The 25,501-nt window shown below is 43.6% G+C and carries 24 protein-coding genes; 14 read left to right on the top strand and 10 right to left on the bottom strand.

Translation table 11 applies throughout. The features are described from left to right. Positions 1-13 precede the first annotated feature (13 nt). From CKK33_RS14750 to CKK33_RS14725, 6 genes are all read left to right on the top strand, one after another. Complete coding sequence (locus CKK33_RS14750) at positions 14-1,003, top strand: D-alanine--D-alanine ligase (RefSeq protein ID WP_095704842.1); 990 nt, start codon at positions 14-16, stop codon at positions 1,001-1,003. 68 nt (positions 1,004-1,071) lie between these two features. Then, complete coding sequence (locus CKK33_RS14745) at positions 1,072-1,974, top strand: AraC family transcriptional regulator (protein ID WP_095704841.1); 903 nt, start codon at positions 1,072-1,074, stop codon at positions 1,972-1,974. 81 nt (positions 1,975-2,055) lie between these two features. After that, complete coding sequence (locus tag CKK33_RS14740) at positions 2,056-2,898, top strand: oxidoreductase (RefSeq protein WP_233138226.1); 843 nt, start codon at positions 2,056-2,058, stop codon at positions 2,896-2,898. Positions 2,899-2,924: 26 nt separating this feature from the next. Then, complete coding sequence (locus tag CKK33_RS14735) at positions 2,925-3,776, top strand: SDR family NAD(P)-dependent oxidoreductase (RefSeq protein WP_095704840.1); 852 nt, start codon at positions 2,925-2,927, stop codon at positions 3,774-3,776. A gap of 117 nt (positions 3,777-3,893) precedes the next feature. After that, on the top strand, positions 3,894-4,937 hold the full coding sequence (locus CKK33_RS14730; RefSeq protein ID WP_095704839.1) for an NAD(P)-dependent alcohol dehydrogenase: 1,044 nt from the start codon (positions 3,894-3,896) through the stop codon (positions 4,935-4,937). Positions 4,938-5,146: 209 nt separating this feature from the next. Then, entirely contained in the window at positions 5,147-5,704 is a 558-nt protein-coding gene (locus CKK33_RS14725; protein WP_095704838.1) for a sugar O-acetyltransferase, read from the top strand. A gap of 5 nt (positions 5,705-5,709) precedes the next feature. Here CKK33_RS14725 and CKK33_RS14720 read toward each other — a convergent pair whose 3' ends face one another. After that, positions 5,710-6,354, bottom strand: coding sequence for an START domain-containing protein (locus tag CKK33_RS14720; RefSeq protein WP_095704837.1), 645 nt, complete (start codon positions 6,352-6,354; stop codon positions 5,710-5,712). Between the two features lie 122 nt (positions 6,355-6,476). On the opposite strand from CKK33_RS14720, the gene map reads away from it, so the two are divergent. After that, positions 6,477-7,241 carry a type I methionyl aminopeptidase gene (map, locus tag CKK33_RS14715; RefSeq protein ID WP_095704836.1) on the top strand — a complete coding sequence of 255 codons (765 nt, stop codon included), beginning with the start codon at positions 6,477-6,479 and terminating at the stop codon, positions 7,239-7,241. 2 nt (positions 7,242-7,243) lie between these two features. Here the strand turns inward: map and CKK33_RS14710 are convergent, their stop codons facing one another. Further along, positions 7,244-9,064, bottom strand: coding sequence for an ATP-binding protein (locus CKK33_RS14710; protein ID WP_095704835.1), 1,821 nt, complete (start codon positions 9,062-9,064; stop codon positions 7,244-7,246). A gap of 309 nt (positions 9,065-9,373) precedes the next feature. Between CKK33_RS14710 and CKK33_RS14705 the strand changes: the two genes are divergently transcribed. Further along, positions 9,374-10,807, top strand: a complete 1,434-nt coding sequence (locus CKK33_RS14705; RefSeq protein ID WP_158223446.1) for a DUF3943 domain-containing protein — start codon at positions 9,374-9,376, stop codon at positions 10,805-10,807. Between the two features lie 53 nt (positions 10,808-10,860). Here the strand turns inward: CKK33_RS14705 and CKK33_RS14700 are convergent, their stop codons facing one another. The 3 genes from CKK33_RS14700 to CKK33_RS14690 form a co-directional block, all read right to left on the bottom strand. Further along, the gene (locus CKK33_RS14700; RefSeq protein WP_233138225.1) at positions 10,861-11,331 is read right to left on the bottom strand and encodes a hypothetical protein; all 471 of its coding nucleotides are present in this window, start codon (positions 11,329-11,331) and stop codon (positions 10,861-10,863) included. A gap of 67 nt (positions 11,332-11,398) precedes the next feature. Beyond that, complete coding sequence (locus tag CKK33_RS14695) at positions 11,399-11,809, bottom strand: thioesterase family protein (protein WP_095704832.1); 411 nt, start codon at positions 11,807-11,809, stop codon at positions 11,399-11,401. A 189-nt stretch (positions 11,810-11,998) separates the two neighbouring features. Then, complete coding sequence (locus CKK33_RS14690; protein WP_095704831.1) at positions 11,999-13,423, bottom strand: MATE family efflux transporter; 1,425 nt, start codon at positions 13,421-13,423, stop codon at positions 11,999-12,001. 292 nt (positions 13,424-13,715) lie between these two features. Between CKK33_RS14690 and rpsO the strand changes: the two genes are divergently transcribed. The 3 genes from rpsO to CKK33_RS14675 all read left to right on the top strand — a co-directional run bounded on the left by rpsO (position 13,716) and on the right by CKK33_RS14675 (position 16,687). Further along, on the top strand, positions 13,716-13,994 hold the full coding sequence (gene rpsO, locus CKK33_RS14685) for a 30S ribosomal protein S15 (RefSeq protein WP_095704830.1): 279 nt from the start codon (positions 13,716-13,718) through the stop codon (positions 13,992-13,994). A gap of 128 nt (positions 13,995-14,122) precedes the next feature. After that, on the top strand, positions 14,123-16,264 hold the full coding sequence (pnp, locus tag CKK33_RS14680) for a polyribonucleotide nucleotidyltransferase (protein WP_095704829.1): 2,142 nt from the start codon (positions 14,123-14,125) through the stop codon (positions 16,262-16,264). Between the two features lie 153 nt (positions 16,265-16,417). After that, positions 16,418-16,687, top strand: a complete 270-nt coding sequence (locus CKK33_RS14675) for a hypothetical protein (RefSeq protein ID WP_095704828.1) — start codon at positions 16,418-16,420, stop codon at positions 16,685-16,687. Between the two features lie 39 nt (positions 16,688-16,726). Here the strand turns inward: CKK33_RS14675 and CKK33_RS14670 are convergent, their stop codons facing one another. Genes CKK33_RS14670 through CKK33_RS14660 form a run of 3 tightly spaced genes read right to left on the bottom strand, consistent with a single transcriptional unit; the run spans position 16,727 to position 19,137 of the window. Then, positions 16,727-17,368: a uridine kinase gene (locus CKK33_RS14670; protein WP_095704827.1), complete on the bottom strand. Its 642-nt coding sequence runs from the start codon at positions 17,366-17,368 to the stop codon at positions 16,727-16,729. Beyond that, positions 17,361-18,359, bottom strand: a complete 999-nt coding sequence (locus CKK33_RS14665; RefSeq protein ID WP_095704826.1) for a LysM peptidoglycan-binding domain-containing protein — start codon at positions 18,357-18,359, stop codon at positions 17,361-17,363. The genes CKK33_RS14670 and CKK33_RS14665 overlap by 8 nt, the downstream gene beginning before the upstream one ends. Positions 18,360-18,381: 22 nt before the next feature. Beyond that, complete coding sequence (locus CKK33_RS14660; protein WP_158223445.1) at positions 18,382-19,137, bottom strand: DUF4905 domain-containing protein; 756 nt, start codon at positions 19,135-19,137, stop codon at positions 18,382-18,384. A 101-nt stretch (positions 19,138-19,238) separates the two neighbouring features. Between CKK33_RS14660 and CKK33_RS14655 the strand changes: the two genes are divergently transcribed. Beyond that, positions 19,239-19,718: a Dps family protein gene (locus tag CKK33_RS14655; RefSeq protein WP_095704824.1), complete on the top strand. Its 480-nt coding sequence runs from the start codon at positions 19,239-19,241 to the stop codon at positions 19,716-19,718. Positions 19,719-19,849: 131 nt separating this feature from the next. Here CKK33_RS14655 and CKK33_RS14650 read toward each other — a convergent pair whose 3' ends face one another. Next, positions 19,850-21,310 (bottom strand): OmpP1/FadL family transporter, encoded by a 1,461-nt coding sequence (locus CKK33_RS14650; RefSeq protein ID WP_095704823.1) that lies wholly within the window; start codon positions 21,308-21,310, stop codon positions 19,850-19,852. Between the two features lie 27 nt (positions 21,311-21,337). Next, on the bottom strand, positions 21,338-22,213 hold the full coding sequence (locus CKK33_RS14645; protein WP_143822969.1) for a hypothetical protein: 876 nt from the start codon (positions 22,211-22,213) through the stop codon (positions 21,338-21,340). Positions 22,214-22,317: 104 nt separating this feature from the next. Here CKK33_RS14645 and proS point away from each other — a divergent pair, with 104 nt between their 5' ends. Both proS and CKK33_RS14635 read left to right on the top strand, forming a co-directional pair. Further along, complete coding sequence (gene proS, locus CKK33_RS14640) at positions 22,318-23,790, top strand: proline--tRNA ligase (RefSeq protein ID WP_095704821.1); 1,473 nt, start codon at positions 22,318-22,320, stop codon at positions 23,788-23,790. Between the two features lie 96 nt (positions 23,791-23,886). After that, entirely contained in the window at positions 23,887-25,026 is a 1,140-nt protein-coding gene (locus CKK33_RS14635; RefSeq protein ID WP_095704820.1) for a cystathionine gamma-synthase, read from the top strand. Positions 25,027-25,501: the final 475 nt, after the last annotated feature.

The raw sequence follows: 25,501 nt of genomic DNA, 5'->3' as shown, positions 1-25,501 counted from the left end.
ATATTTGGCTATCATGAAAATCATCAATGTAGCCCTTTTGGCCGGCGGTTACACCGGCGAGTACGAAGTTTCTATCAACAGTGCTAAAAATATAGCCAACAGTTTAGACGCCAGTAAGTATAAAGTATATACTATTCTTATTAATAAGGATAGCTGGGTTTACCACAATGGCCACGAAGTTGTTAATGTTGATAAGAACGATTTTAGTCTTGTACTTAACGGTGAAAAGGTGAAGTTTGACTTTGCTTTTATTACGGTACACGGTACCCCTGGCGAGGATGGCAAACTACAAGGCTACCTGGATATGATAGGTATACCATATAATACCTGCGATTCAACCACATCGGCTATAACGATGAATAAGGCTTACACTAAAGCGATTGTAAATGGTATACATGGTTTACATACGGCCAAATCAGTACAACTCCACCGTAAGGATGAGCATGATACGGCTACCATCGCTTCCGCTTTAAAGTTTCCGCTGTTTGTAAAACCCAATAATGGTGGCAGCAGTGTGGGTATGAGTAAGGTTTATAATGTAGGTGGCCTGCATGATGCTATTGAAAAAGCCTTTAAAGAGGATAGCCAGATATTAATTGAAGAGTTTATCAAGGGGCGCGAGTTTAGCATCGGTATAGCCAGGCTAAATGGTAAAATTGTGGTTTTGCCGGCCACAGAGATCATTAGTACGAAAGACTTTTTTGATTACGAGGCTAAATATACTCCGGGTATAACTAAAGAGGTAACACCTGCCGACCTGCCAGCTGAAAAGATCCGCGAGATAGCTGATATTGTTACTCAAGCGTACCTAAGGCTTAACTGCCGCGGTATGTGCCGGGTTGATTTTATTTTGCTCGATAACACAAACGAGTTCTATTTTATAGAGATCAATACCACTCCGGGGCAATCTGCAAATAGCCTGATACCACAACAAGTGCGTGCCGCTGGTATGGATCTGATCGAATTTTACGGACAGCTAATAGAAGACGCTATTAAAGCCTAATACCGGGGCAGTAAAAGTGGTTGCTTTGCCGGGTATTTCTATTTGGTTTGAATTATGTAATTTTGTGTATGGCAACCACAGAAACACTTGAAGAATTTTATCAGCAAAAGTTTAACTGGCTGCCCGATAATCTGAGCCAGAATATCGGGCATTTTAATGTTTTCCGGATTGAAGATTGTCATCAGCCGGGTGCTGCTCCTGTACAGTACAGCCGCCGGGAGTTTTATAAAATAAGCCTTTCTGCGGGGCGTACCATTGTGCATTATGCCGATAAAAGTATTGAGGTTGATGGGAACACGCTGTTGTTCTTTAGTCCTAATGTGCCTTATACCATAGAAATGTTCGGCGAAGCGCGGAAAGGTTTCTTTTGCATATTTACAGAAGCTTTTTTAACCGAGAACCTGCGCAGTAATGTTCATGACCTGCCTATGTTTACCCTTGGCGGGCATCCGGCTTACATGCTAACTGATGAACAACGGGTTAACGCCGGAGAGATATTTGGCAAGATGCTCGCTGAAATCAACTCCGACTACCGTTTTAAATATGACCTGTTGCGTAATTATGTTACCGAACTGATTCATTACGCTTTAAAGATACAGCCCACCGAAGTTTTGTATAAACACCCCGATGCTAATTCACGCATCACGGCTGTGTTCACTGAGTTGCTGGAGCGGCAATTTCCTATTGAAACCCCTTCGCAGCGGTTTAACCTGCGCTCGGCTAAGGATTTTGCAGAGCAGCTTTCTGTGCATGTGAACCACCTTAATCGTGCTATACGCCAAACCACAGGCAAAACCACTACTCACCATATTACGGAACGGCTGATAACCGAAGCCAAGGCTTTATTGAGGCATACCAACTGGAATGTATCTGAGATAAGTTACAGCCTGGGTTTTGATGAGCCGGCGCATTTTAATAATTTCTTTAAAAAGCGAACTAAAACAACGCCTACTTCTTTCAGGATTGTTTGAATTTTGTAAGTATTGGTTTGATTGACGCAAACGGTACGGCCTGTTTCAACCATAATTTTGTGCTATTAAAAATCACAAATTATGATGGAAAGCAAAAAAACATGGTTAATTACAGGTGCTTCGAAGGGGTTTGGTTTATGCCTTGTTAGGCAGTTGTTGATAGCCGGTGAGCATGTGGTTGCTACCTCCAGAAACCTTACTGAACTCATAGCGGCAGTCGGAAACCCCGGAGAAAACTTTTTGCCTCTGCAGGTTGATCTCACTAATGAAGATAGTGTTGCTGCTGCTGTAACGGCGGCTCATCACCAATTCGGCTCTGTTGATGTAGTGATCAATAACGCCGGTTACGGTATTGGCGGCAGCATAGAAGAACTTACCGACCGCGAAACCCGCGATAGTTTTGATGTAAATGTATTTGGTACCATTAACGTTATCCGTAAGGTAATGCCTATTATGCGTGCACAGCAGTCGGGCCATATCATCAACATCGCATCTATTGCAGGTATCACTGGTGTAAGCGGCTGGGCAGTTTACGCGGCTGCCAAATTTTCGGTTGTTGGTTTGTCAGAAGTGCTGGCTGATGATGTGCGGGCATTTGGCGTAAAAGTAACCGTTGTTGCGCCGGGAGCGTTCCGTACCAGTTTCCTGAGCAAGGAGTCGCTGGTGATTGCCGAAAACCCTATTAACGAATATCGTGAAGTGCGCGAGGCGCATGCCCGTTACCTTAACATGAATGGCCAACAGCCCGGCGACCCCGAAAAAGCGGCTAAAGCCATTATAGATGTGGTTGGGGAAGAGAACCCACCATTATATCTTTTACTCGGCTCTGACGCGTATGACCGGGCCATGAGCAAGCTGGACAGGATGGAAAAAGAATTTAAACTCAACGAAGAGCTGAGCCGCTCAATGGCTTACAGCGCTTAATTATTCACTTTTAATAAACAATAACTATGGAAAGCAATAAAGTTTGGTTTGTAACCGGGGCCTCAAAAGGTTTGGGGCTTACACTGGTAAAACAATTACTTGAAAAAGGATATTCGGTGGCGGCAACATCACGTTCTTTAAACCAGTTGGAGGAGGCTGTTGGTGCGCACTCCAATTTTCTACCTCTGGCGATGGATCTGCAAAACGAGGCAAGCGTGGCAGAAGCTATCACTAAAACAATAGGCCATTTCGGTAGTGTGGATGTGGTCGTGAACAACGCCGGCTATGGACTTGCGGGCAGCCTGGAGGAATTAACAGATGCCGAAGCCCGACAAAATTTTGATGTAAACGTATTCGGATCGCTCAACGTGATCCGTTCGGTAATGCCTCATTTGCGTAAGCAGGGTTCCGGGCATATATTTAACATCGCTTCTATTGGCGGTTTTACGGGCAGTTTCCCTGGCTTTGGCATCTACTGCGCTACTAAATTTGCGGTGCATGGTTTTACCGAGTCATTAGCGGCAGAGATAAAAGGTTTTGGTATTAAGGCAACTGTGGTTTCGCCCGGTTATTTCCGTACTAATTTCCTGGCGGCAGATTCATTAAGTACACCTCAAAATGAGTTGGCCGCTTATGCCGAAGTACGTGAGATACAGGCTGCGCACCAAAACCAGATCAACGGTAACCAACCGGGCGATCCTGAAAAAGCGGCAAACGCCATGATAACAGTTGCCGAAGCAGAGAACGCGCCGGTACATTTGTTTCTGGGACAGGACGCTTACGACCTGGCCTACCAGAAAATGGGCGCTGTGACCAAGGATCTGGAAAGCTGGAGAAGTGTGGGTACCACAACTGGTTTTGCCAAAGAAATGGCATAAAAGTTACAATACCTTTATAAACAAACCACTGCTTATTACTGTTTCTTAACTTCGCACAGTTTAAATTTGTGCTAAATAGTGTTACGAAAAAACTCATTAAAATAAACAAAATTTATTATGATTCAAGCAAAAGGATGGGCTGCACAAGACCCGAAAACCGATCTTGCACCCTGGGATTTTGAGCGCCGCGAAGTAGGCCCGCATGATGTACAGTTTGATATATTATACTGCGGTGTTTGCCATTCGGATCTTCACCAGATAAAGAACGACTGGTTTGAGGGTATATTCCCGATGGTGCCGGGCCATGAGATAGTGGGCCGTGTTGTTAAGGTAGGTGACCATGTAACAAAATTTAAAGTTGGCGACCTTGCAGGTACCGGATGTATGGTTGACTCTTGCCAGGTTTGTGAAAACTGTAAAGAAGGGCTGGAACAGTACTGCCTGGAAGGAAATACGCAAACCTACAACAGTATGGAGCGCGATGGCTCACGCCCAACCTATGGTGGTTATTCTAATACCATAGTTGTACGCGAAGAATTTGTACTGCATATATCAGACAAGCTGGACCTTGCCGCTACTGCGCCTTTGCTGTGCGCAGGTATTACTACCTATTCGCCTTTAAGGCACTGGAAAGTGGGTAAAGGCCACAAACTTGCCGTTCTGGGCTTGGGAGGTTTAGGCCACATGGGTGTAAAATTTGGTGTAGCATTTGGTGCTGAAGTAACCGTTTTAAGTACCTCTCCCTCAAAAGAGGAAGATGCCAAGAAACTGGGGGCTCATCACTTTGTGGTAACTAAAGATCCTGAACAAATGAAGGCCGCGCAGGGCAGTTTTGATTTTATCCTGGATACGGTATCTGCCGAGCATGATATGAACGCGTACCTGGGCTTGCTAAAAACAAATGGTGTAATGATGTGCGTGGGCGTACCATCAAAACCGTATGCTATCCATCCATTTTCATTGATCGGCGGCCGCAAGAGTGTTGCCGGTTCGGGCATTGGCGGCATAAAAGAAACTCAGGAAATGCTTGATTTTTGTGCCGAGCATAACATTGTTTCAGATATTGAACTAATTGATATTAAAGACATCACAGCATCATACGAGCGCATGGAAAAAGGCGACGTACGCTACCGTTTTGTAATTGATATGGCTACACTGTAAGTCTTATTGTTTTAATTAATACCGGGCGGATGATCGAGTAGGTTGTCCGCCTTTTTTTGTTAAATACAAACCAATAAGAGCTTATGCTTAGCCACAATAGTAAATGCGTGGGAGAACCCCTTTTGGATAGTGATTATCACAAGCGTTACGTAAAAACATTCCGCATTTCAGGTAGTAAATTTTGTTTATATTGAACTCTATTTACTACCATGACCGAAAAAGAAAAAATGATAGCCGGCGAATACTACCTCGCTAATGACCCTGTATTAGCAGCCGAACGCAAACACTGTAAACAATTATTAAAGCAGCTAAATGTAGACCATTTTGTTACCGGCGAAGAAACGGATAAGCTTTTGGCAAAGCTGTTGCCAAAAGCTGGTAAGAACATTTATATAGAACCACCATTTCATGCTGATTACGGGTATAATATCATCACCGGCGATAATGTGTATTTTAATGTGCATTGCGTGGTGCTTGATGTCTGCGAGGTGAAAATCGGTAGTAATGTATTTTTCGCCCCTGCAGTGCAAGTGTATACGGCTACACATCCGTTGGGTGCTGTTTTACGGCGCAGTAAGGAGAATGGCAAACCCGTAACCATTGGCGACGATTGCTGGATAGGGGGAGGCGCTATTATTTGCCCGGGGGTAACCATAGGTAACCGTTGCGTGATAGGAGCGGGCTCAGTAGTAACGCGCGACATACCAGATGATTCACTGGTTGTAGGCAACCCGGCCCGTGTGATCAGGAAAATTGAAAACGTGTGAGAAGCCTAATTTTTTATAAAAGCCAGGGTCGCGTTACGGTATTGCGGTTTTTTTAGCTGCTGCCTTAATCCTTTAAAACTTTGCATAGGCCCGTCTGTAGCAAACAGGTTAACCAGCCACGCAGGAAGGCTGCCCGCCGGGTTTACATGCAGGGTATATTCTACCTTAACTTCATGGTGGCCAACAGGCGTTATTACCCATTTTCCTTTTGATTCGGTTACCCTCACAATGCCATCTTTGAGTGGTTCCATACCGTTTACAGCAGGTCCGTCTACAGTTATAACTCCTGTTTCGGGGTTTTGAGTGGCGGTTAAATGTGCTACAAAGTCGCGGTTGGCTGCGGGCCAGGGCAGGCTCACTTCAGAGTAATAGTATACCTCATTATCCGCCGGTTTTTTAAGTAGCTTAATGGATTTAGTATGAAAAACCCATTCTGTACAGGTATTCACATCAAGCAGTACGCTAACCAATTGTGCAGGAGTAGCATCAAAAGTACATTCAACTCTTAATGCTTTAAATTTAGATTCGGGTACATGGGCTGTGTAAACCTTAATACCATCAGTATTTGACTTGAGCACCCAATCAGTTTGCGAGAATGCGCCGGTACTTATAAATAATAATATGATGGGGAGTAGTAATTTTTTCGGCATATCTCACAAATTTAAATCAACAGTGCAGATACCCTGTCATACATTCACCATATTAGTGTGAGCTTAATGTAATAATACAGGTATGATTTTTAAACTTGTATTTTTGCATAAACCCATATCAAATGTCAATATCAACTGATGAAGAGCGTGCAGGAATGCAAAAAATAAGTGATGCCGTGGCTATTACGCTTAAAGAAATGCGCGAGTATGCCAGGCCGGGGATAACTACCAAACAACTGGATGATTTTGGCGCGGCCATACTCAACAAGCTCGGCGCTAATTCGGCTCCTTTCCTCACCTACAAATTTCCGGGTTATACCTGTATAAGCGTAAATAACGAAGTAGCGCACGGCATCCCGTCTGACAAGACCATCTTACAGGAAGGCGACTTAATAAATGTAGATGTATCAGCAGAACTGAACGGCTATTGGTCTGATAATGGTGGCTCATTTGTTTTAGGGGAGGATGTGCATGGGCACAATAAATTGGTAAATGCTTCTAAGGCTATTCTTAAAAAGGCCATTAGTAATATAAAAGGCGGTGTTAGAATATCAGAGATAGGCGGATTGATTGAAAATGAAGCGAAAAAGGCCGGATATACGGTGATCAAAAATCTCACCGGGCATGGCATAGGCCGCAGTTTGCACGAAGAGCCACACGAAATTGCTAATTATCCCGATAGGTTCAACACCACCAGGTTCAGGAAAAACTCCGTAGTAGCTATCGAAACCTTTATTTCAACACGTTCCACTATTGCCAATACCGGTGCTGATGGATGGACGCTTACAGGTAATAAGGGCGGCTATGTGGCACAGCATGAACACACTATTATGGTGACAGACGGGCAGCCGTATATTTTTACGGCACTAAATGGCATATGGAATTAACCTTAGCGGGGAGCCGGTAAAGTAAACCAAAAGGTGCTGCCCTGGCCAAGCTGGCTGTTAACACCAATTTTGCCGCCATGCCGCTCTACAATTTCGGCGCAAATGTAAAGCCCGAGGCCCAACCCGGAGTATTGCACGCCAGATGAATCTACACGGTAATAGCGTTCAAACAAGTGGGGTATTTTATCAGCAGGTATACCTTCACCAAAATCTTGTACGGCAATTTTCACAGCTCCGGCCCGTGCGCTAAAATTAATATTGATCTTTTTAGCATCAGGCGCGTACTTAACGGCGTTGTTGATGAAGTTAACCAACACCTGTTCTGTTTTTTGTTTATCAGCAAAAGCCTCGAGGTTGTTATCGCCGGTTATTACAATGTCATGGTCGCCTGCTGCCCTTACATAATCGCAGCATTCATTGATCATGGCGGCAACGTTAAATGTAGAATAATTTAGTTCTAACTGCCCGGCACTTATGCGTGATACATTGAGTAAACTCTCTACCAGGTGCTGCATTTTATTGAGGCTGGTATTGGCCTTTTCAATAAAAGCGGTAACCTTATCGGGGTTGTTATTGCTTTTTATCAGTTTATCCAGTATTTGTATCGAAGCCTTTATAGAGGTCATCGGTGTTTTTAGCTCGTGGCTGGCTACGCTTATAAAGTCGTCTTTTTGCTGCTGGAGGCGTTTAAATTCGGTAATATCCAGTACAGTGCCCAGCATGCGCACGGGTTCTTCCTTTTTATTATAAAATACTTTCCCCTGTATACGTATCCAGTGCAGGCTGTCATCAGTATGTATAATACGGGCCTCGTAATATAATTTACCTGTTTTTAGCGCTTCGGCATGTGCATTATGCCTGATCTGTAAATCGTCGGGATGGAAAGTATCCAGTAGCCGTTTGTGCGGTACAGGCTGGTCAAAGCCAAATATGTGGTTGAACCTGTCTGAGGTTATGGTGGTTTCGTCTGATAGATTAAGGTCGAACGTTCCTATTTCCGCGGCATCAATAGCCAGCCTGCTACGTTCCTCTATATCCTCAATATTGCGACGGGCAATTACTTTGTCGGTAACATCTATGGCAATAACCATTATCGCGTTGATGCTGCCATCAAAATATCGGATAGGCTCATAAACAAAATCAACAAAAACAGTTTCAGGGTTTCCGTTACGGATCAGCAGCACCTCAGCCTCTTTAGCTACAAAGGGTTCGCCTGTGGCAATTACATTATCCATTATAGGGGCGTAATACGCTTTGGCTTCGGGTATGGCCTCCCATATGTTGCGGTTATCTAATTCGATTCGTTTTTTACCAACCAGTTCCAGGTACGATTCATTCACCTCATCCACAACGAGATCGCCAGAGCGTATAATGCAAATACCAACAGGTGCCTGGCGTACCAGGTTATACAAGATCATACGGCTTTCTTCCGCTTGTTGTTTGGCACGTTCCAGCTCGGTTACTTCTGTGTTAAAAGCGGCAACACCGTATATCTCACCGGCCTGGTTACGCATGGGCAGATAAGTAAACTTGTAGTAAACGGTTTGTATGACGCCCGCATTTAAAATATCAACCCGTGAAATATCGCTATTATAGGGTATCCCTGTTCTGTAAACCTGTTGTAAGTAACCCAGAAAAGGCTGGTCGTGCAGTTCTGGTAAAGCCTCCGCGAACGGCATGCCTATGACGGAGCTATCTCTGTCCCATGCTTTTAACGTAGCATCATTAGCAACAGAAACGATCATGTTATCGCCGGTGCATACATATACGGGGAAAGGCGACAAGTTTACAATGTCCCTAAACGTGCTTTCTGATGGGTCCAAAATGAAGCGGTGATTGATTTCCTTGTTCTCAAAAATATAAAAATCTATGTTATTACCCCAATACGTTGTGTTTTAGGATAAAAATTTAATTTAAAACTTTTGTTTTCTGCCCCTTAAAACAAATGGCACGTATTATAATAAGGTTATTTATACCGAACGATATCTCACCAATATATACGCTGATTACGCCGAAAAAGAGTGATATTATTAATAAATATTAAAAACCATTTAAGGCGATTTACGATTATAGGTTATGATATTATTAAGGCAATATAATTTATTGCCGGCTTAACCTTAAATGCAGATATATTGAAATTTTTACTCAGCCGTTTACGCCCGTTTATTATTGTTGCCGGTTTAATTTTACCGGGTGTGGCTTTTTCGCAAACCGCCCAGGATGCGCAAAAACTCCTGGTTGATTCTGTACCCAAGCCGGCAAAAAAACACACCCCATTTTTTGGCCCAGTACCCCCTGATACCAAACGTTTTGGTAGGGCAGCTGCCGAATGGGGGCTGGCGCAGGTTATACCGTTTAGTTACGGTAAATTTATTGCGCATGCGCCTTATTCAAACGTAACTGGTGCCACTATTTGGCGAAACCTTAACCCGGGCAGCTGGCAGTGGGATAAGGATATATTCCGTACTAACCAGTTTGGGCACCCTTACCAGGGGAGCTTATACTTTAGCGCTTTCAGAAGTAACGGCTACAGCTTTTGGCAATCTGCCCCGGCATCGGTGGCAGGCAGTTATTTTTGGGAAACTTTTGGTGAAAATGAGCGCCCATCTCCCAATGATTTCATTAACACCAGTTTTGGTGGTGTAGTGCTGGGCGAAATGAGCTATCGCCTGTCCAACAAAATTGTAAACAACCGGCACAGTGGTTTTGGCAGGCAAATGGAAGAGGTCGCGGCTTTTCTGGCTAACCCCATGAACGGCCTTAACCGCCTGTTGGATGGTAAATGGGGTAAAGTATACGGCAACCCTAAGGACCGCGATTCTACACAGGTATCCGCGGAGTTTGACCTTGGTGTGCGTCGTTTTAGCAGTATTACGGGGAATGGATCAGGAAAGGGCAAAACCGGTTTATTTGGCCGTGCCAAACTGATGTACGGTAGCCGTTACAAGGATTACAAAACACCATTCAGTAATATCTTCATTAATGTGGAACTGGGGCAGGACGATAGCTCCATGGTGAACTTACTGAGTGTATACGGCTCACTCGCGGGTTGGGAGATAGAATCAAACCGCGACCTGAAACATCTCGTGATTCTTTCTGCGAATTATGATTATATCAGCAATGAGGCTTTCTTTTACGGGGCGCAGAGTGTTAAAGCAAATTTGTATTCCACTTTCGATTTGAGCAAGAAAATCACCTTAAATACTAATATCGGTACCGGCCCTATACTATTGGCAGCTGTGCCTAATACGTACATGGCCAGGGGACGTAATTATGATTACACCTCCGGCTTTGGTATCAATGGCGGAGCAGGATTAAATATTATGGACAGGCTTTTTGCCAGTATTGACTATCGCGGAGGATGGCTGTATACGGTTAATGGTAATAAATCTCATTATTTTCTGCATACGGTTACCAGCGAGTTCAGGTACGCGTTCAGTAAGAAGATATCGCTCGCTGCCGAGCCCGGCTATTTTTTCCTGAGAGGCAAGTATGACGACCACCCCGATGTGAACAAGCGCTACCCTTATTTGAGGGTATCTACACGGTACGCAGTTGATTTTTGATTAGGCTTAAATTAAATAAGTGCAATAAATACTTACAAGTGAGCTTAATCGTTTCAAAACCAGCTTTTAAGGCTTTCGTCTTTTTCTTCAGGTTCTGGCTTTTTCCAACCTATTAATCCATCAATACCTTCAGCCAAATCTGATGCTAACGTACCATGCCTGATATTTTCGGTTACCCAACCAGCTCCCACGGGCCATATAAATACGAGAATACCTATCCACCAAAATTCCCATCCATCGCTAATTATAATAAATAGGGTTAAAGCCATTGACAAGATAAGTCCGACTTTAAAAAGCTTGCTTAAATTGATCCGATACCGCAGGCGCCATTCCGAATTGTGATAACAAATGCTGAATTTGCCTACAATATATTCAAATAGATCATGTCTTGCAGAAGATGTAGATCCTTCGTAGGAAATAGTGTCGCCTTCTATCAAAACATTATTCGCTTTTCGTTTTATAATCTCCGTTTTTATATACTCCAATATCTCAGGAATATTTTCATCATTTAAGGTGATATTCAATTTTCTTTCGAAAATTATCGAGACAGGAAACTTCATTTTATAACGCCGGAAGTTAATAAGTAGCCAATTAAATCCCGTAATGTGCAATCACATCTTCGGGTACTTTGGTGCCGCGGCCGGTAGCCATGTCAATCATCACATAATCAAAATAACCATCGCAGCATACCTTGCCGGTATTTTTGCTGGTTAGGGTAAAAGCTACCCGGCAGCCTTTATCGTTAATGCTTTCTATGCCAGTACGTACGGTAAAGTATTCGCCCATTGTAAGGGCGCGTTTATAATCAACATGGGCGGTGCGTACCACCCAGCCAAAGCCGCGCTCCATAAACTTTTCCATGCTCATGCCATAAAAGCGGTCCATTTGCTCGTAGCGTGCGGCCAATACATAATCAAAGTAGCGGCTGTTATGCACGTGCTGAAACATATCTATATCATCGGGGCGTACACGGTGTTCGGTTTCAAATGTGCTGTATGGCATTAATTCAAAAAGTTAAAAGTCAAAAGTAAAAAGTAAAATCGGGAGTTATTGTTTCATCGATGAACTTGGCTGCTTTTCTTGTTTTATACTGAAACAAATCAATCATCAAAAAAATTAACTTATCTGCACATCTGCACATCTGCACATCTGCACATCTGCACATCTGCACATCTGCACATCTGCACATCATCAAACCTGCTTAGTTTTCCATTTCCCTTTTTTGAACAGCACATAGGCAGCAATAGTTAAACCGATCTCTGAAACAGGCAGGGATATAAAAACTCCCGTCGGGCCCATGGCGAAATACTTAGCCAGCAGATAAGCGAGCGGTATTTGGAAAAGCCAAAACGTAAAGAAGTTGATCTTGGTGGGTGTCCAGGTGTCGCCTGCGCCATTGAACGCGCTGGTGAAAACCATGCCCATGCCGTAAATGATGAATGCTCCGCTAATGATCTTTAACGCTTTTGCAGCAACGCTTTTCACTTGTTCGTCCTCAGTGAAAAAGGATGCAAACAAATGCCCGCAGGTGAGAAATAAAACGGTTACTATGCCCAGGAAAACTGCCGTATACCTGATGGTTTGAAAAACAGATCGCTCGGCTCGGTCAACCCGCCCTGCACCAAGATTTTGGCCAACAAGCGTGGCGGCAGCATTGCTTAAGCCCCAGGCAGGCAGCATAAAAAACATCATTAACCTCAGCGCGGTCTGGTAACCTGCCGATCCTTTGTCGCCGCCTGTGGTAGCTACAAGTTCAGCCAAAAATATCCAGCTGCAACTGGCTATAATAAATTGCAATATCCCCGGCGCCGCCACTTTAATAATGGCTTTTATCTGCTCCCAATCCGGCATCAGGTAACTTAACTTAATGGTAATTGCGTTTTTATTATTAAATAAATTGTAAACCTGGTACAATACCCCTAAACTACGGCCAACGGTAGTAGCTATGGCCGCCCCTGTTAAACCAAAAGCGGGAATTGGCCCCAAGCCTCTGATAAAAATAGGGCAAAGGATAATGTTAGCTATATTAGCTATCCATAGGCTGCGCATAGCAATGGCTGCATTGCCCGCCCCGCGGAAGATACCATTGATCAAAAAAAGCAAAACGATAATAACACTGCCGCCCATCATAACGCGCACAAAAGTTTGCCCGTGGTTGGCAGTTTCTGCGGATGCTCCCATTAATAATAGCAGGTCCCGGCCGTGCAGCAGGCCGACTATGCTGATCACGACATTTACAATTACGGCTATTACAACGGTTTGCATACCAGCTTTGGATGCCGCTTCAGGATTTTTCTCGCCTATGCGACGGGCAACTACGGCTGTGGCTGCCATACTTAATCCGATAGCTAAAGAATAAATTACCGTGAGTACGGATTCTGTTAATCCAACCGTTTGTATGGCAAGACTGCTGTTGGGCAAGTGCCCTACAAAGTAAAGATCTACCAATGCAAAAACAGATTCCATGGCCATTTCCAGCATCATGGGGATGGCCAAAAGCACGATAGCCCGTTTGATGCTGATAGAGGTAAGATCAACATGTTCGCCTTTTAGTGATTGTTTCAGCACCTTGAAAAATGAATTTGCCTTGTCCTTTGCGGCAGCTACTGCTGACATAGTTTTTGTTTGAGTCAATAAATATAAGCTTTACGGCGCAGTGCAGTAAAACGTAACTTCAGCAAAATTATCACGAAAGTTTTACCCAAAGCAGTCTGATAATGACATATTGAAGGGTTAATTCCGACAAAATAGAACGTCAAAAATTTGATAGCAGAAATAAAAAATTATCTGATTAATAGTGAGATAGCTCAAGTTAAACTTTTGAATTTTGAATTTTTACTTTTGATTTTAAAGCGTATCTTTGCACCACAATTAACAAAGTTATACACGCTTTAATATTATTCAGGTAATGTATTTAAGTAAAGAAGCAAAGGCTGAGATCTTTGCAAAACATGGTAAAGGCGCAACTGACACAGGTTCTGCCGAAGGTCAGGTAGCATTGTTTACCACTCGTATCGCACATTTAACCGGTCACTTGAAAAACAACAAAAAAGATTTTTCAACCCAGTTATCACTGCAAAAATTAGTAGGTAAACGCCGTGCATTATTAGCATACCTTTACAACAAAGACATTGAAAGATATCGTGCTATCATCAAAGCTTTACAGCTTAGGGATATCATCAAATAACTTTTATAAGTTTTTAATAAAAAGCCGTCCGCATGTCTGGATGGCTTTTTTAATTTTGCATCTAATTTTACACACATAAAAAATCGGGTTGCTCCTGAAGATGAAAAGCAATCCACAACACAAAAAAGATGAGTTTAAACGTAATTAAAAAGGTTATTGATTTAGGTGACGGCCGCACCATTGAGATCGAAACCGGTAAACTGGCCAAACAAGCAGATGGTTCTGTAGTAGTAAAAATGGGTGATACCATGTTACTGGCTACAGTAGTATCATCACCAGAGGCAAAAGAAGGCGTTGATTTCCTTCCGCTATCTGTTGACTACCAGGAGAAATATGCCTCTACAGGCCGTATCCCGGGTGGTTTTTTACGCCGCGAGGCCCGTTTATCAGACTATGAGGTATTGATCTCACGTTTGGTTGACCGTGCTTTGCGCCCAATGTTCCCTGAAGATTATCATGCCGATACACAGGTAATGATCAGCCTGATCAGTGCAGATAAAGATATTATGCCTGATGCCCTTGCAGGTTTAGCTGCATCTGCAGCGCTTGCGGTTTCTGACATCCCTTTCAACGGACCAATATCAGAAGTACGTGTTGCTAAAATTGATGGCCAACTGGTGATTAACCCGCGCCTTAGCGAATTAGCCAATGCTACCCTTGAGTTTATTGTTGCCGGTAACGAGCACGATATCAATATGGTGGAAGGTGAAAGCGCCGAGATACAGGAGGAAGAGCTGGTAGAGGCTATTAAGTTTGCACATACTGCTATCAAACTACAGTGCCTTGCCCAAAAGGAACTTACCATTGAAACCGGTAAAACCGAAAAACGTGTTTACTGCCATGAGCACAGCAACGATGAGCTTGAAAAAGCTATCTACGCTGCTACTTACGACAAGGTTTACGCTACTGCAAGCGAAGCTTCTTCAAAAGACGAGCGTGCCGCTAAATTTAAAGCTATCCGCGATGAGTACATCGAGAGCTTAGGCGAAATTGATGATATCACTAAATCATTAGCGAAAAAATACTACCACGATGTGGAGTATGATGCTATCCGTAACCTGGTATTAGACGAAGGCAAGCGCCTTGACGGCCGTACCACTACCCAGATACGCCCAATATGGAGCGAGGTTGGTTACCTTCCATCGGCACACGGTTCTGCCATATTTACCCGTGGCGAAACGCAATCATTAACCACCGTTACTTTAGGTTCTAAAGACGATGAGCAAATGATTGATGGTGCTTTCATCAACGGATACCAAAAATTCCTGTTACACTACAACTTCCCAGGTTTTTCAACCGGCGAAGTTCGTCCTAACAGGGGTGCAGGCCGTCGTGAGATCGGCCATGGTAACCTGGCTATGCGTTCATTAAAACGTGTATTACCTTCTGAGGATGAAAATCCATACACTATTCGTATCGTATCAGATATTTTGGAATCAAACGGTTCATCATCAATGGCTACGGTTTGTGCCGGTACATTGGCTTTGATGGATGCTGGTGTTAAAATTTCCAGCCCGGTTTCAGGTATTGCAATGGGTTTGATCACTAATGAAATGGGTACCAAATATGCTATCCTTTCTGATATTTTAGGTGATGAAGACCACTTAGGCGATATGGACTTTAAAGTAACCGGTACCAAAAATGGTATTGTTGCGGTACAGATGGACCTTAAAATTAAAGGTCTTTCATACGAAGTGTTAACCAACGCGCTTAACCAGGCTAAAGACGGCCGTTTACACATCCTTGGCGAAATGGCTAAAACCATCAGCGCGCCTCGTGAGGATTACAAACCACATGCTCCACGTATCGTATCTATCAAAATTGATAAAGAATACATTGGCGCTGTTATTGGTCCCGGTGGTAAAATTATCCAGGAAATGCAACGCGAAACCGGTGCTACTATCTCGATCGAGGAAGTTAACAACGTGGGTGTCGTACAAATATTTGCCGATAATAAAGCATCTATTGATGCCGCTTTAGGCCGTATCCGCGCTATTGCCGCTAAACCGGAAGTGGGCGAGATATACGAAGGTAAAGTAAAATCAATTATGCCATTTGGTGCATTTGTTGAAATTATGCCGGGTAAAGATGGCTTATTGCACATCTCAGAGATTGATCACAAACGTTTCGAGAGCATGGATGGTATCTTCCAGGTTGGCGACGAAGTTCGTGTGAAACTGCTGGATATTGACAAGCAAGGTAAACTAAAGCTTTCGCGTAAAGCTTTGTTGCCAAAGCCGGAGAATAACAAACCGGCTGAAAGCAAATAATAGTAATTAAATATATTAAAAGGCCCTCAGAATGAGGGCCTTTTTTTGGTTAGAAAAAAATGAAATTTAATGCAAACAAAATATGTTGCAACTGGTTTTATCTAATTAACAATAATTGTTTTTGAAAATAACGCCGGGGCCAAGATTCTGAAAATGTCTACCACAAATAACGACCCTCTCGATTTTCTGAGCAATGCAAAAGGAATAACGGGCGGCCCGCAAACCGACCTTATCCAAAAGCTACTGTACGAGATCATCAGGGTTAAAGAACTTATTGCATACTATGATTCCATTCCGGATGGAGCGGGACAACTTGGCTCTTCTATTTTGAACGAATTGGTTACCGAAGCTTATAACTCTCTGGTAAATTACGATGTGGTACTAATGAAAAAATACTACGATCTGCTGCTTAACTGCGATTGATGACATTAAATTGGGTAGTATTCGGTAGCTCAGTAATTACTAAACTTCTCCAAATACCTTTTCTCTTAGCTCCTCAGAAATTTCGTCGGTTACCCTGATAATATCTGCTGCATTATGTGTGTTGTTGATCACAATTTTGTCGCAGCTTTCGCGGTAGGGTAGTAGATACTCTTTATAGGAGGGTACTACGTGGTTAACCCATTTATAAAAGGCATCTTCATTAGAGTAGCCGCGTTCTAACAAATCGCGCTTTAAACGGCGTTCCAGGGCAACTTCTTCGTCCGCGTCAATAAAGATGGTCATATCCAATACCTCGGCTATTTTTTTAAAGTGAAGGATAAATAAACCTTCTACCATAATAATAGGTGCGGGTTTGATCTCCAGCAGCTTTTTGGGCGCGTCGGGGTTGTTAAATGTATATTCTTCCTTGGTGAAAGATTGTCCGTTCAACAGCTTGAATATGTCACTTTCAAAGTGTTCGTGATCAATGGTTGAAGGGAGGTCAAAATTATAGAGTTTATTCTCCTCCTTGGTCATGGTATGGCCAACCGGAAAATAATAATCATCCTGCGATACCAGGCACACCTCATCTGGTGTAAAGTGTTCCAAAAAGCATTTCAAGAAAAAAGTTTTGCCGGATCCGCTTCCGCCGGCAATGCCAATAACATATGGTTTATTCATTTGGGGTGCCGTAGCTGATGTTTACCTGGAAACGTTTATCTAAAGCTCCTAAGGCCTTTGCTGTATTTTTTGTCATTACCACAATGGCATCCCTGGTTGATTCGCTGTCTGTAAAGCGGCCAACCACCTTGGCGAAGGTGCTTTTACCGTTCATAGGGTTGGTAATACGCATTACAGTACCAATAGGTGCCGTGCGGTGTAGTATGAGTTGCTTGTTCGCGTCAAGGCTGGCATCGTCGATCCAAGTGGCCACACCGCGTTCGTTTTTTTCGTATAAGCCGTACTTAGAAGCAATGTGGCGGTTAAGGCTATCAGCTGCCAAATGGCTGCTGTCTTGTTTTACGGTATCTGTATGGGTGGCGGCAGTTGCAGTAGCATCTTGTTGCGCCTGGGCTGGCTGCACGCCATTAGGAACCAGTAAAACCTGGCCAGGCGTTAAATTGGTAGAGGTAAGCTTATTTAGGCTGGTAATGGCATCTACCGTGGTGTTAAAACGTTTGGCAATAGCGTATAAAGTTTCATGTGCCGATACTTTGTATTGCTGTTGAGAAGCTGCCGGCTGTTGAGTTGGCGAGGTCTGTACATTCGTCTGCTGGTTATTTGCAGGGGTGTTTTTAGCCTCATCCTTTTTAGGGGTTTGTTGTTGCGGAACAACAGGAGGGTTCGCCGGCGCTTTAACCTGCGTCTGCGCAGGTGTTTCAGTCTTAGGCTGAGCAGGCACATTTTCTACAATGGAACGCTCGGTAGGTACTTTTATAATATGCCCAATTTGTAGGTTCGCGTTATTATTAAACTGCTGTATAACTTTGGGGTTAACGCCATATTTACGACCTAATGAATAGTAATTATCTTTTGGATCTAGTTTATGCAAGATCACTTTTTTACCATTGTTGTTTTCAACGCCAATAGAGTCTGCAGGCATAATACCTGCAAATAGCTTTGCGGAAAAAGCCATCAAGGCCGATGATAATAACAGTATTTTAAATCTCATAATCAATTCTTATCCGTATCACTTATAGTTTCAGGGCCACAATACCAGCTCTTTCTTTCACGTAGATCAGTACGTTTTTATGTACTACAAACGCCTCGGGCTGTAACTTTTGTATATTACTGTTCAATAAATCGTGATAAAGAATTCCGGTGTCATCCAAAACATAGAGGTGCTGCTGCAGCCTTCCGTTTTTTAGCGCGTGCAAAGATACAATTCTGTAATTATTATAGCTTAGGTAATGCACCATATTTCCGTATGGTACTAACGGAAGCCCCACATCATGTAATTCCTCAACGGAGAGCATATCAGGTATGACGATAGTGGTGCTTAAAGGTTTATCTTCCATAGCGGAGAAATTTCTGAGCAATTTACCGTCAGATACGCTAACCAGCTGGAGCTTTTGGGGTTGTATACCAGCATAATAAACTACCAGGCCATTGTTGCTGAGGTGGTCAAACGCAATACGATAGTTGGCCCATAGTTCTTCTCCAGTTTTAGCGTCAATAGCTATTACCGACTGATGTTCGGGGCTACCCTCATGTTTATAGTAATGCAGCAACAGCACACTTTGCCAGGCAGCCTCGATCCCTGTAAGCCAGCGCTCGGGTAATGTAAAGTCTTTAAAATATAGTTCTCCGCTTTGCAGGTTAATGGTACTGAAGCTGGTTTGCTTATCCTGCTCATTACGTATTTCTAAAGCTAAAATATCGTTAAAACTATCTATTTGCAGCCGCCAGATAAGGCCGTTGTATGTTTCCGAAACAAATGGTTGTAGCATTGTCATTAAGCGTCAAATATGTCTAAATATTTTAAAATGGGAGTAACTTTGATAAACAAAGCCCATAAGCGGCTGTTATCACAACAATAAATTATAAAAACATGGACGCTGAAAAAATAAGCCTCGAAGAAAGCAAAGTAAAACCTGTAGTTGATCATCTTAATGATCTGTTGGCTAACTATCATATTCACTACCAAAAACTGCGCGGTTGCCATTGGAATATCAAGGGAAATAATTTTTTTACCCTGCACCTGAAATTTGAAGAATTGTATACCGAAGCTTTAACTACCATTGATGAACTGGCCGAACGTATCCTTACTTTGGGTAAACCACCGTACAGCACTTTTCAGGATTATGTTACCCAATCAACCATCAAAGAGATCAACACCATAGGTATGAAAGATACTAAAATGGTAAAAGCGCTGATTGAAGATATGGCTACGCTTATTGAAATGGAGCGCACTATTCTGGATATTACTGCAGAAGCAGGTGATGATGGTACTAATGATATGGTAAACCGCTTTATGCAGTTTAAAGAGAAAAATACCTGGATGCTGCGTTCATTCGTGAATGAAGATTAAATTTTAGTGATTGGGATATTGGTGATGATAGATTAGTAAATCTTACGTCAGTTAACAATGAATATAAAACAAAAGGCGATGAATAATTCATCGCCTTTCTTATACCTTAAAATCGGGTATGTGATCTCTACTTAGAAACGGTATCCTAAAGTTAAATAACCGTTGTTGTTATAATTGCGTAAATAAGCTGCCGGGCTTGATGCTCCTAAGTCATAGGCATAAATAGTACGGTTGCCTGATGAATGCGTATAGGTAGCATCTACATAATAGCTGCCAAAACGGAAACCTAAACCACCGCTCACGGTTTTAATATCGCTGGCGATAGACTTATCGTTATTAGTGCTGCCCATAATGCCGTAACCACCACGTATAGCTAAAAAGCTGGTAGCTTTTATCTCGGCACCTATGCGCGCGTTAATGGCCGAGCGGTAAAGGCTTTTGATATCCGGGTTATCGCGGTAATCGGCATTGTATGAATCATTGCTGCTCAGGTGAGCGGTAGAATAATCAAGATATTCCACATCGCCGGTGATAAAGCCGATATTTTTTATGAATACCGCTGCGCCACCTGCAACTTTCCACGGAGTGCGCAGATTGTAGTTAAGGCTGTAATCGCCAGAGCCATCGCGCAGGGTGGTACCTTTATTAATACTTGATGACAAACCTTCGCTAAAGGTATCATCTATATTATAAAACGTAGGGGATGATACCGTTAAACCTAAACGTAAAGCCTCAACAGGTTTATAAATAGCACCTACACGCGCTGAGAAGCCTGTACCTCTTGTAACCTGAGCCTGTGAGTAAGCCGCCGTGTAAGGTTGGTTTACGCCTTGTTGTACGGTTAATGTACCATCCTCGTAGAAGGTATTATATGCGTTGTAGCGCAGGTCGGTAAAGCTTAATGCCAAACCTAAGTAAAGCTTATTGCTGTAGTTGGCACCCAATGAAAAGTCAACAGCCGATTGGCCGCCCTGTCTTTCGGCGTAGTACTCCTGTCCAACACCCTGTAAGGCGTAACTGGTAAAATTGCCCTGGTAAAGGCTTATCAGATTTTGATCTGCCGCCATGCCGCCCAATGAACCCTGCGAATCGCCAAACTGGTTAGCCTGGTCAGCAAAATAATTGGTGATGGAGTTGCGGTTATTGTTGCCACTATAACGGAAGTTGCTATATAAATCGTTAGTTCGTGCGAAACCAACGCCGTAGTTTACACTAAGCCATCCCTTATTTTTATCGGCCCCGCGTGCTTTGGTTAACGGATTGTAGACAACCACCCCTGCATGAGCTAAATTGAAAGTGTTTTTACTATCGGTATTGGCCTGGCCAAAATAAGTAGAATTAGTTTTTGCGCCGTCCAGTTCAGGCGTGATGCTTAGCTCTGAACGGGTAAAAAAGCCAAGACCTGCGGGGTTACCTGTTAGGTTGCTCAAATCGCCACCCAACGCGGTACCCGCGTTGCCAACAGCTTTGATACGTGATGTTGAGCCGGGCGAACCTGTAGAAAACCTGATAGCGTCCTGCGAATATTGGGCAAAGGTATTTTGTGTAAATGCTACTATAGCAGTTACGCTGAGAATATATCTGAGTTTCATAAAATGATTAAGGTTGATGTAAATGAATTAGTTTCTTACAGGTCTGCCGCCGCCACCGCCGCCGCCGCCACCGGAGTAACCACGGCCACCGCCGCCATAGCTGCTTGGAGCAGGTTGTGCAGGAGGAGCCGAACGTTCTACCTGAGGCTGATAAGTTGGCCTGTCGCTACGTTCAGGGCGGTAACTTTGTCCGCCACCGTTGTAAGCAGGCCTGCTGCTCGAATAGCCGGTATTACCCCTTGCTCCGCGCATGCCGCGTTCAGGTATATAGCCAATTCCATTATTTGCGCCATACGCGCCACGAACATTATTGTTGCCAAAATTAGCTGCCGAAGAACCCATACCGGCTGTGCCGTTACCGCGGTATGGGCGTGCAACACCCCGGTTATAGGCAGAGTAGCCACCCCAGTAACCACCGCCATAACCTATACCTGTACCCCAATAGGAGTAAGGTGAGTAAAAACCTCCGTAGCCCCATGGTGAATAACCCCACGGCGAACCCCAGCCGTAACCATATCCGAAAGGGTCGCCCCAGCCAAAGCCTAAATTCCATGCCCAGGAAGAACCCCAGCCATAGTTAAGGCCTAAGCTCCAGCGGCTACCATAGTATGGATAGCCGTAACCCCAGTAGCCGGTATCGTAATAGCCAAATGGCGAATAGTAACTGAAACGGTTAATGCGCGATGAATAGTCATCATAATAGAAGTAATCATCATCGTCATTATATTGATCATTTTCCACTTGCTGCTGGTAAGCAACATACTCGGGCGCTTCAACGGCTTTAGCCTTTGTGTAGTACATGTCATCGCCGTTTTTGACTGTGGACGCGGTTCGGTTAACGGAACATGAACTCAACGCGACGGCGCCGCTGATGAGTATTCCGAAGACAAGGTTCCTTTTCATTTTGTGGAGTATAAAAGTTCGGTTCAAATAAACGTATAAATTTATAAATTTGGCACCTGCTAAATGTTAAAATTTAAGGTCAAATTCTATTCCAAAATCAATATATGAGCAAAGGTGTTATCAGTAAAGACGAAGATTATTCGCAATGGTTTAACGACTTAATAATTAAATCTGACATGGCCGAGTATTCGCCCGTGAGAGGATGTATGATCATTAAGCCGTATGGCTATTCTATATGGGAAAAAATACAGGCTACGCTCGACAAAATGTTTAAGGATACCGGGCACGTAAATGCCTATTTTCCATTGCTCATTCCTAAATCTTTTTTCTCAAAAGAGGCCAGCCACGTAGAAGGCTTCGCTAAAGAATGTGCCGTTGTAACACATTACAGGCTCAAGAACGATGGAGATGGTAATATTATTGTGGATGATGAAGCAAAATTAGAAGAAGAACTCATCATCCGCCCAACATCAGAAACCATTATCTGGAATACCTACCGCGGCTGGATCCAAAGCTACCGCGATCTGCCTATCTTGGTTAACCAATGGGCCAACGTAATGCGCTGGGAAATGCGTACCCGTTTATTTCTCCGTACAAGCGAGTTTTTGTGGCAGGAGGGACATACCGCCCATGCTACCGCAGAGGAGGCTATAGCCGAAACCGAACAAATGTTGGAGGTATATGCAGATTTTGCTGAGAACTTTATGGCATTGCCGGTAATACGCGGCCGCAAAACACCTAACGAGCGTTTTGCAGGTGCTTTAGATACTTATTGTATAGAAGCATTGATGCAGGATGGTAAAGCACTCCAGGCGGGCACATCGCACTTTTTAGGACAAAACTTTGCCAAAGCATTTGATGTAAAGTTTACTACAAAAGAGAACGTGCAGGACTATGTTTGGGCTACCTCATGGGGCGTATCCACCAGGTTGATCGGCGCGCTCATCATGTCGCACTCTGATGATGCCGGGTTAGTATTACCTCCAAAGCTGGCTCCAATACAAGTGGTAGTGGTACCTATATACAAGCACGATGAAGAGTTGGCAAATATCACCACCTTCGTAAACGCGCTTAAAAAAGAACTGGTGGCTAAAGGTATTTCCATCAAATTTGATAACCGCGATACGCATCGCCCGGGAGCTAAGTTTGCCGAGTACGAATTAAAGGGTGTACCGGTACGTGTAGCCATAGGCAGCCGTGATATGCAGAACGGAACCGTTGAGCTGGCCCGCCGTGATACTAAAACCAAGGAAACCGTTGCCCAGGAAGGCCTGGCTGCTAAAATTGAGGCTTTGCTGGAGGAGATACAAGCCAATATTTACAACAAGGCGGCAGATTTCCGTACAGAAAATACAACAGAGGTAAACGATTACGAAGAGTTTAAACGTTTATTAGATGAGAAGCCCGGCTTCCTTTCCGCCCATTGGGATGGCACTGCCGAAACCGAGCAACTGATAAAAGATGAAACTAAGGCTACAATACGTTGTATACCTTTGAACAATAAGCAGGAGCAAGGCACTTGTATCAGAACGGGCAAACCTTCGACACAGCGGGTGCTGTTTGCAAGGGCATATTAAGTTAGTCCATAGTCGATGGTCGATAGTCCATGGCTGGGAAATATTAAATTTTATGGTCCATTGACTATCGACTATGGACCGAGCTGAAAGCACGCTATGAAATTCGCAACTAAAGCAATACACGCAGGGCAGGAGCCCGACCCAACTACCGGCGCTGTAATGACGCCGATCTACCAAACCTCTACCTACTGGCAAAAATCGCCGGGAGATAATAAAGGTTATGAGTACTCTCGTGGTACCAACCCAACCCGCAAGGCTTTGGAAGATTGCCTTGCCACGCTTGAAAATGCTAAATATGGTTTAGCGTTCTCCAGCGGTATGGGTGCTACTGACGCTGTAATGAAGTTGCTTAAGCCCGGCGACGAAGTGATCACCGGTAATGACCTGTATGGTGGCTCATACCGTATATTTACCAAGGTTTATGCTAATTACGGCATCAAGTTCCATTTCCTTGATCTGAAGGATCCGGAGATCATCAAAGAATACATCAATGATAAAACACGCTTGGTTTGGATAGAAACACCAACAAACCCCACCATGCAGGTGGTGGATATTGAAGCGGTAGGTAAGATAGCCAAGGCAAGTAATTTGCTTTTTGTGGTGGATAACACTTTCGCGTCGCCATACCTGCAAAACCCCATTGATATGGGTGCCGACATTGTGATGCACTCCGTAACCAAATATATTGGCGGTCACAGCGATGTGGTAATGGGCGCTTTGATGATGAACGACGAAGAATTGTACAAGCAATTGTGGTTCATTTACAATGCTTGCGGCGCCACACCGGGCCCTATGGACAGCTTCCTGGTGTTACGTGGTATTAAAACCCTGCACCTGCGTATGAAAGCGCATTGCGAGAACGGCAGGCAGGTAGCCGAATTTCTGAAAGATCATCCACGAGTAGAAAAAATATACTGGCCGGGTTTCCCGGACTCGCCAAACCACGAAGTGGCTAAAAAACAAATGCGCGATTTTGGAGGGATGATATCCATTGTTTTAAAAGACGCCGATCTGCAGGAAACTTTCCGTATAGCGTCGTCTTTTAAAGTATTCTCACTGGCCGAGTCGTTAGGTGGGGTAGAGTCATTGATTAACCACCCGGTTAGCATGACCCACGGCTCCATCCCCAAAGCCGAACGCGACAAAGCCGGCGTGGTAGACAATCTTTTGCGCCTAAGCGTAGGCGTAGAAGATATCGAAGACCTGCTGGAAGACCTTAAACAAGCTTTGGCATAAACTTATATATAGATTCTGATGCAGGATTTTTAGAATCTTGCATCAGCTTACTTACCGTACAAAACTCATAGACTAATGGTTAAAAGTTAAAAGGATGCTCATTATAAGCATCCTTTTAATTTATAATGGGATCCGTTCTGGTTTGAATGTTGTACTTGGTTCTGATTAATTGTTTGGTTTGCGGATTTAGTTTTAGCTGTCTCCATGGTGTCCTCCTTTTTCTTGTGATTTGTAAATGAAACGTTTTCTGTAAAATATTCAGTAGCATGCTTGCCGCTTCTATTGTGTGAAAAACGTTCAAAACCAGTATCATCAATAAAAAAACAAAATAAAAGAACTTTTTCACTTTTCTCAATGAACAGCCCATACCTTTTAGAGTCGAGTGAATATTTACAACTATAATTGTAGTTAATGTTAAGTTATTATACTTATAAATTAGCTACAATTATAAAAAGTAGGATACAATTTTTACTTT

It is taken from the genome of Mucilaginibacter sp. MD40 (assembly GCF_002288635.1).
Classification (GTDB): Bacteria; Bacteroidota; Bacteroidia; order Sphingobacteriales; family Sphingobacteriaceae; genus Mucilaginibacter.
This window is presented reverse-complemented; position numbering and strand designations above follow the sequence as displayed.

What these genes read in the sequence shown, in the direction of transcription:
- CKK33_RS14750 (WP_095704842.1), top strand. Translation starts at nt 14, where the DNA reads ATGAAAATCATCAATGTAGCCCTTTTGGCCGGCGGTTACACCGGCGAG.
- CKK33_RS14745 (WP_095704841.1), top strand. Translation starts at nt 1,072, where the DNA reads ATGGCAACCACAGAAACACTTGAAGAATTTTATCAGCAAAAGTTTAAC.
- CKK33_RS14740 (WP_233138226.1), top strand. Translation starts at nt 2,056, where the DNA reads ATGATGGAAAGCAAAAAAACATGGTTAATTACAGGTGCTTCGAAGGGG.
- CKK33_RS14735 (WP_095704840.1), top strand. Translation starts at nt 2,925, where the DNA reads ATGGAAAGCAATAAAGTTTGGTTTGTAACCGGGGCCTCAAAAGGTTTG.
- CKK33_RS14730 (WP_095704839.1), top strand. Translation starts at nt 3,894, where the DNA reads ATGATTCAAGCAAAAGGATGGGCTGCACAAGACCCGAAAACCGATCTT.
- CKK33_RS14725 (WP_095704838.1), top strand. Translation starts at nt 5,147, where the DNA reads ATGACCGAAAAAGAAAAAATGATAGCCGGCGAATACTACCTCGCTAAT.
- CKK33_RS14720 (WP_095704837.1), bottom strand. Translation starts at nt 6,354, where the DNA reads ATGCCGAAAAAATTACTACTCCCCATCATATTATTATTTATAAGTACC.
- map (WP_095704836.1), top strand. Translation starts at nt 6,477, where the DNA reads ATGTCAATATCAACTGATGAAGAGCGTGCAGGAATGCAAAAAATAAGT.
- CKK33_RS14695 (WP_095704832.1), bottom strand. Translation starts at nt 11,809, where the DNA reads ATGCCATACAGCACATTTGAAACCGAACACCGTGTACGCCCCGATGAT.
- CKK33_RS14690 (WP_095704831.1), bottom strand. Translation starts at nt 13,423, where the DNA reads ATGTCAGCAGTAGCTGCCGCAAAGGACAAGGCAAATTCATTTTTCAAG.
- rpsO (WP_095704830.1), top strand. Translation starts at nt 13,716, where the DNA reads ATGTATTTAAGTAAAGAAGCAAAGGCTGAGATCTTTGCAAAACATGGT.
- pnp (WP_095704829.1), top strand. Translation starts at nt 14,123, where the DNA reads ATGAGTTTAAACGTAATTAAAAAGGTTATTGATTTAGGTGACGGCCGC.
- CKK33_RS14675 (WP_095704828.1), top strand. Translation starts at nt 16,418, where the DNA reads ATGTCTACCACAAATAACGACCCTCTCGATTTTCTGAGCAATGCAAAA.
- CKK33_RS14670 (WP_095704827.1), bottom strand. Translation starts at nt 17,368, where the DNA reads ATGAATAAACCATATGTTATTGGCATTGCCGGCGGAAGCGGATCCGGC.
- CKK33_RS14665 (WP_095704826.1), bottom strand. Translation starts at nt 18,359, where the DNA reads ATGAGATTTAAAATACTGTTATTATCATCGGCCTTGATGGCTTTTTCC.
- CKK33_RS14660 (WP_158223445.1), bottom strand. Translation starts at nt 19,137, where the DNA reads ATGCTACAACCATTTGTTTCGGAAACATACAACGGCCTTATCTGGCGG.
- CKK33_RS14655 (WP_095704824.1), top strand. Translation starts at nt 19,239, where the DNA reads ATGGACGCTGAAAAAATAAGCCTCGAAGAAAGCAAAGTAAAACCTGTA.
- CKK33_RS14650 (WP_095704823.1), bottom strand. Translation starts at nt 21,310, where the DNA reads ATGAAACTCAGATATATTCTCAGCGTAACTGCTATAGTAGCATTTACA.
- CKK33_RS14645 (WP_143822969.1), bottom strand. Translation starts at nt 22,213, where the DNA reads ATGAAAAGGAACCTTGTCTTCGGAATACTCATCAGCGGCGCCGTCGCG.
- proS (WP_095704821.1), top strand. Translation starts at nt 22,318, where the DNA reads ATGAGCAAAGGTGTTATCAGTAAAGACGAAGATTATTCGCAATGGTTT.
- CKK33_RS14635 (WP_095704820.1), top strand. Translation starts at nt 23,887, where the DNA reads ATGAAATTCGCAACTAAAGCAATACACGCAGGGCAGGAGCCCGACCCA.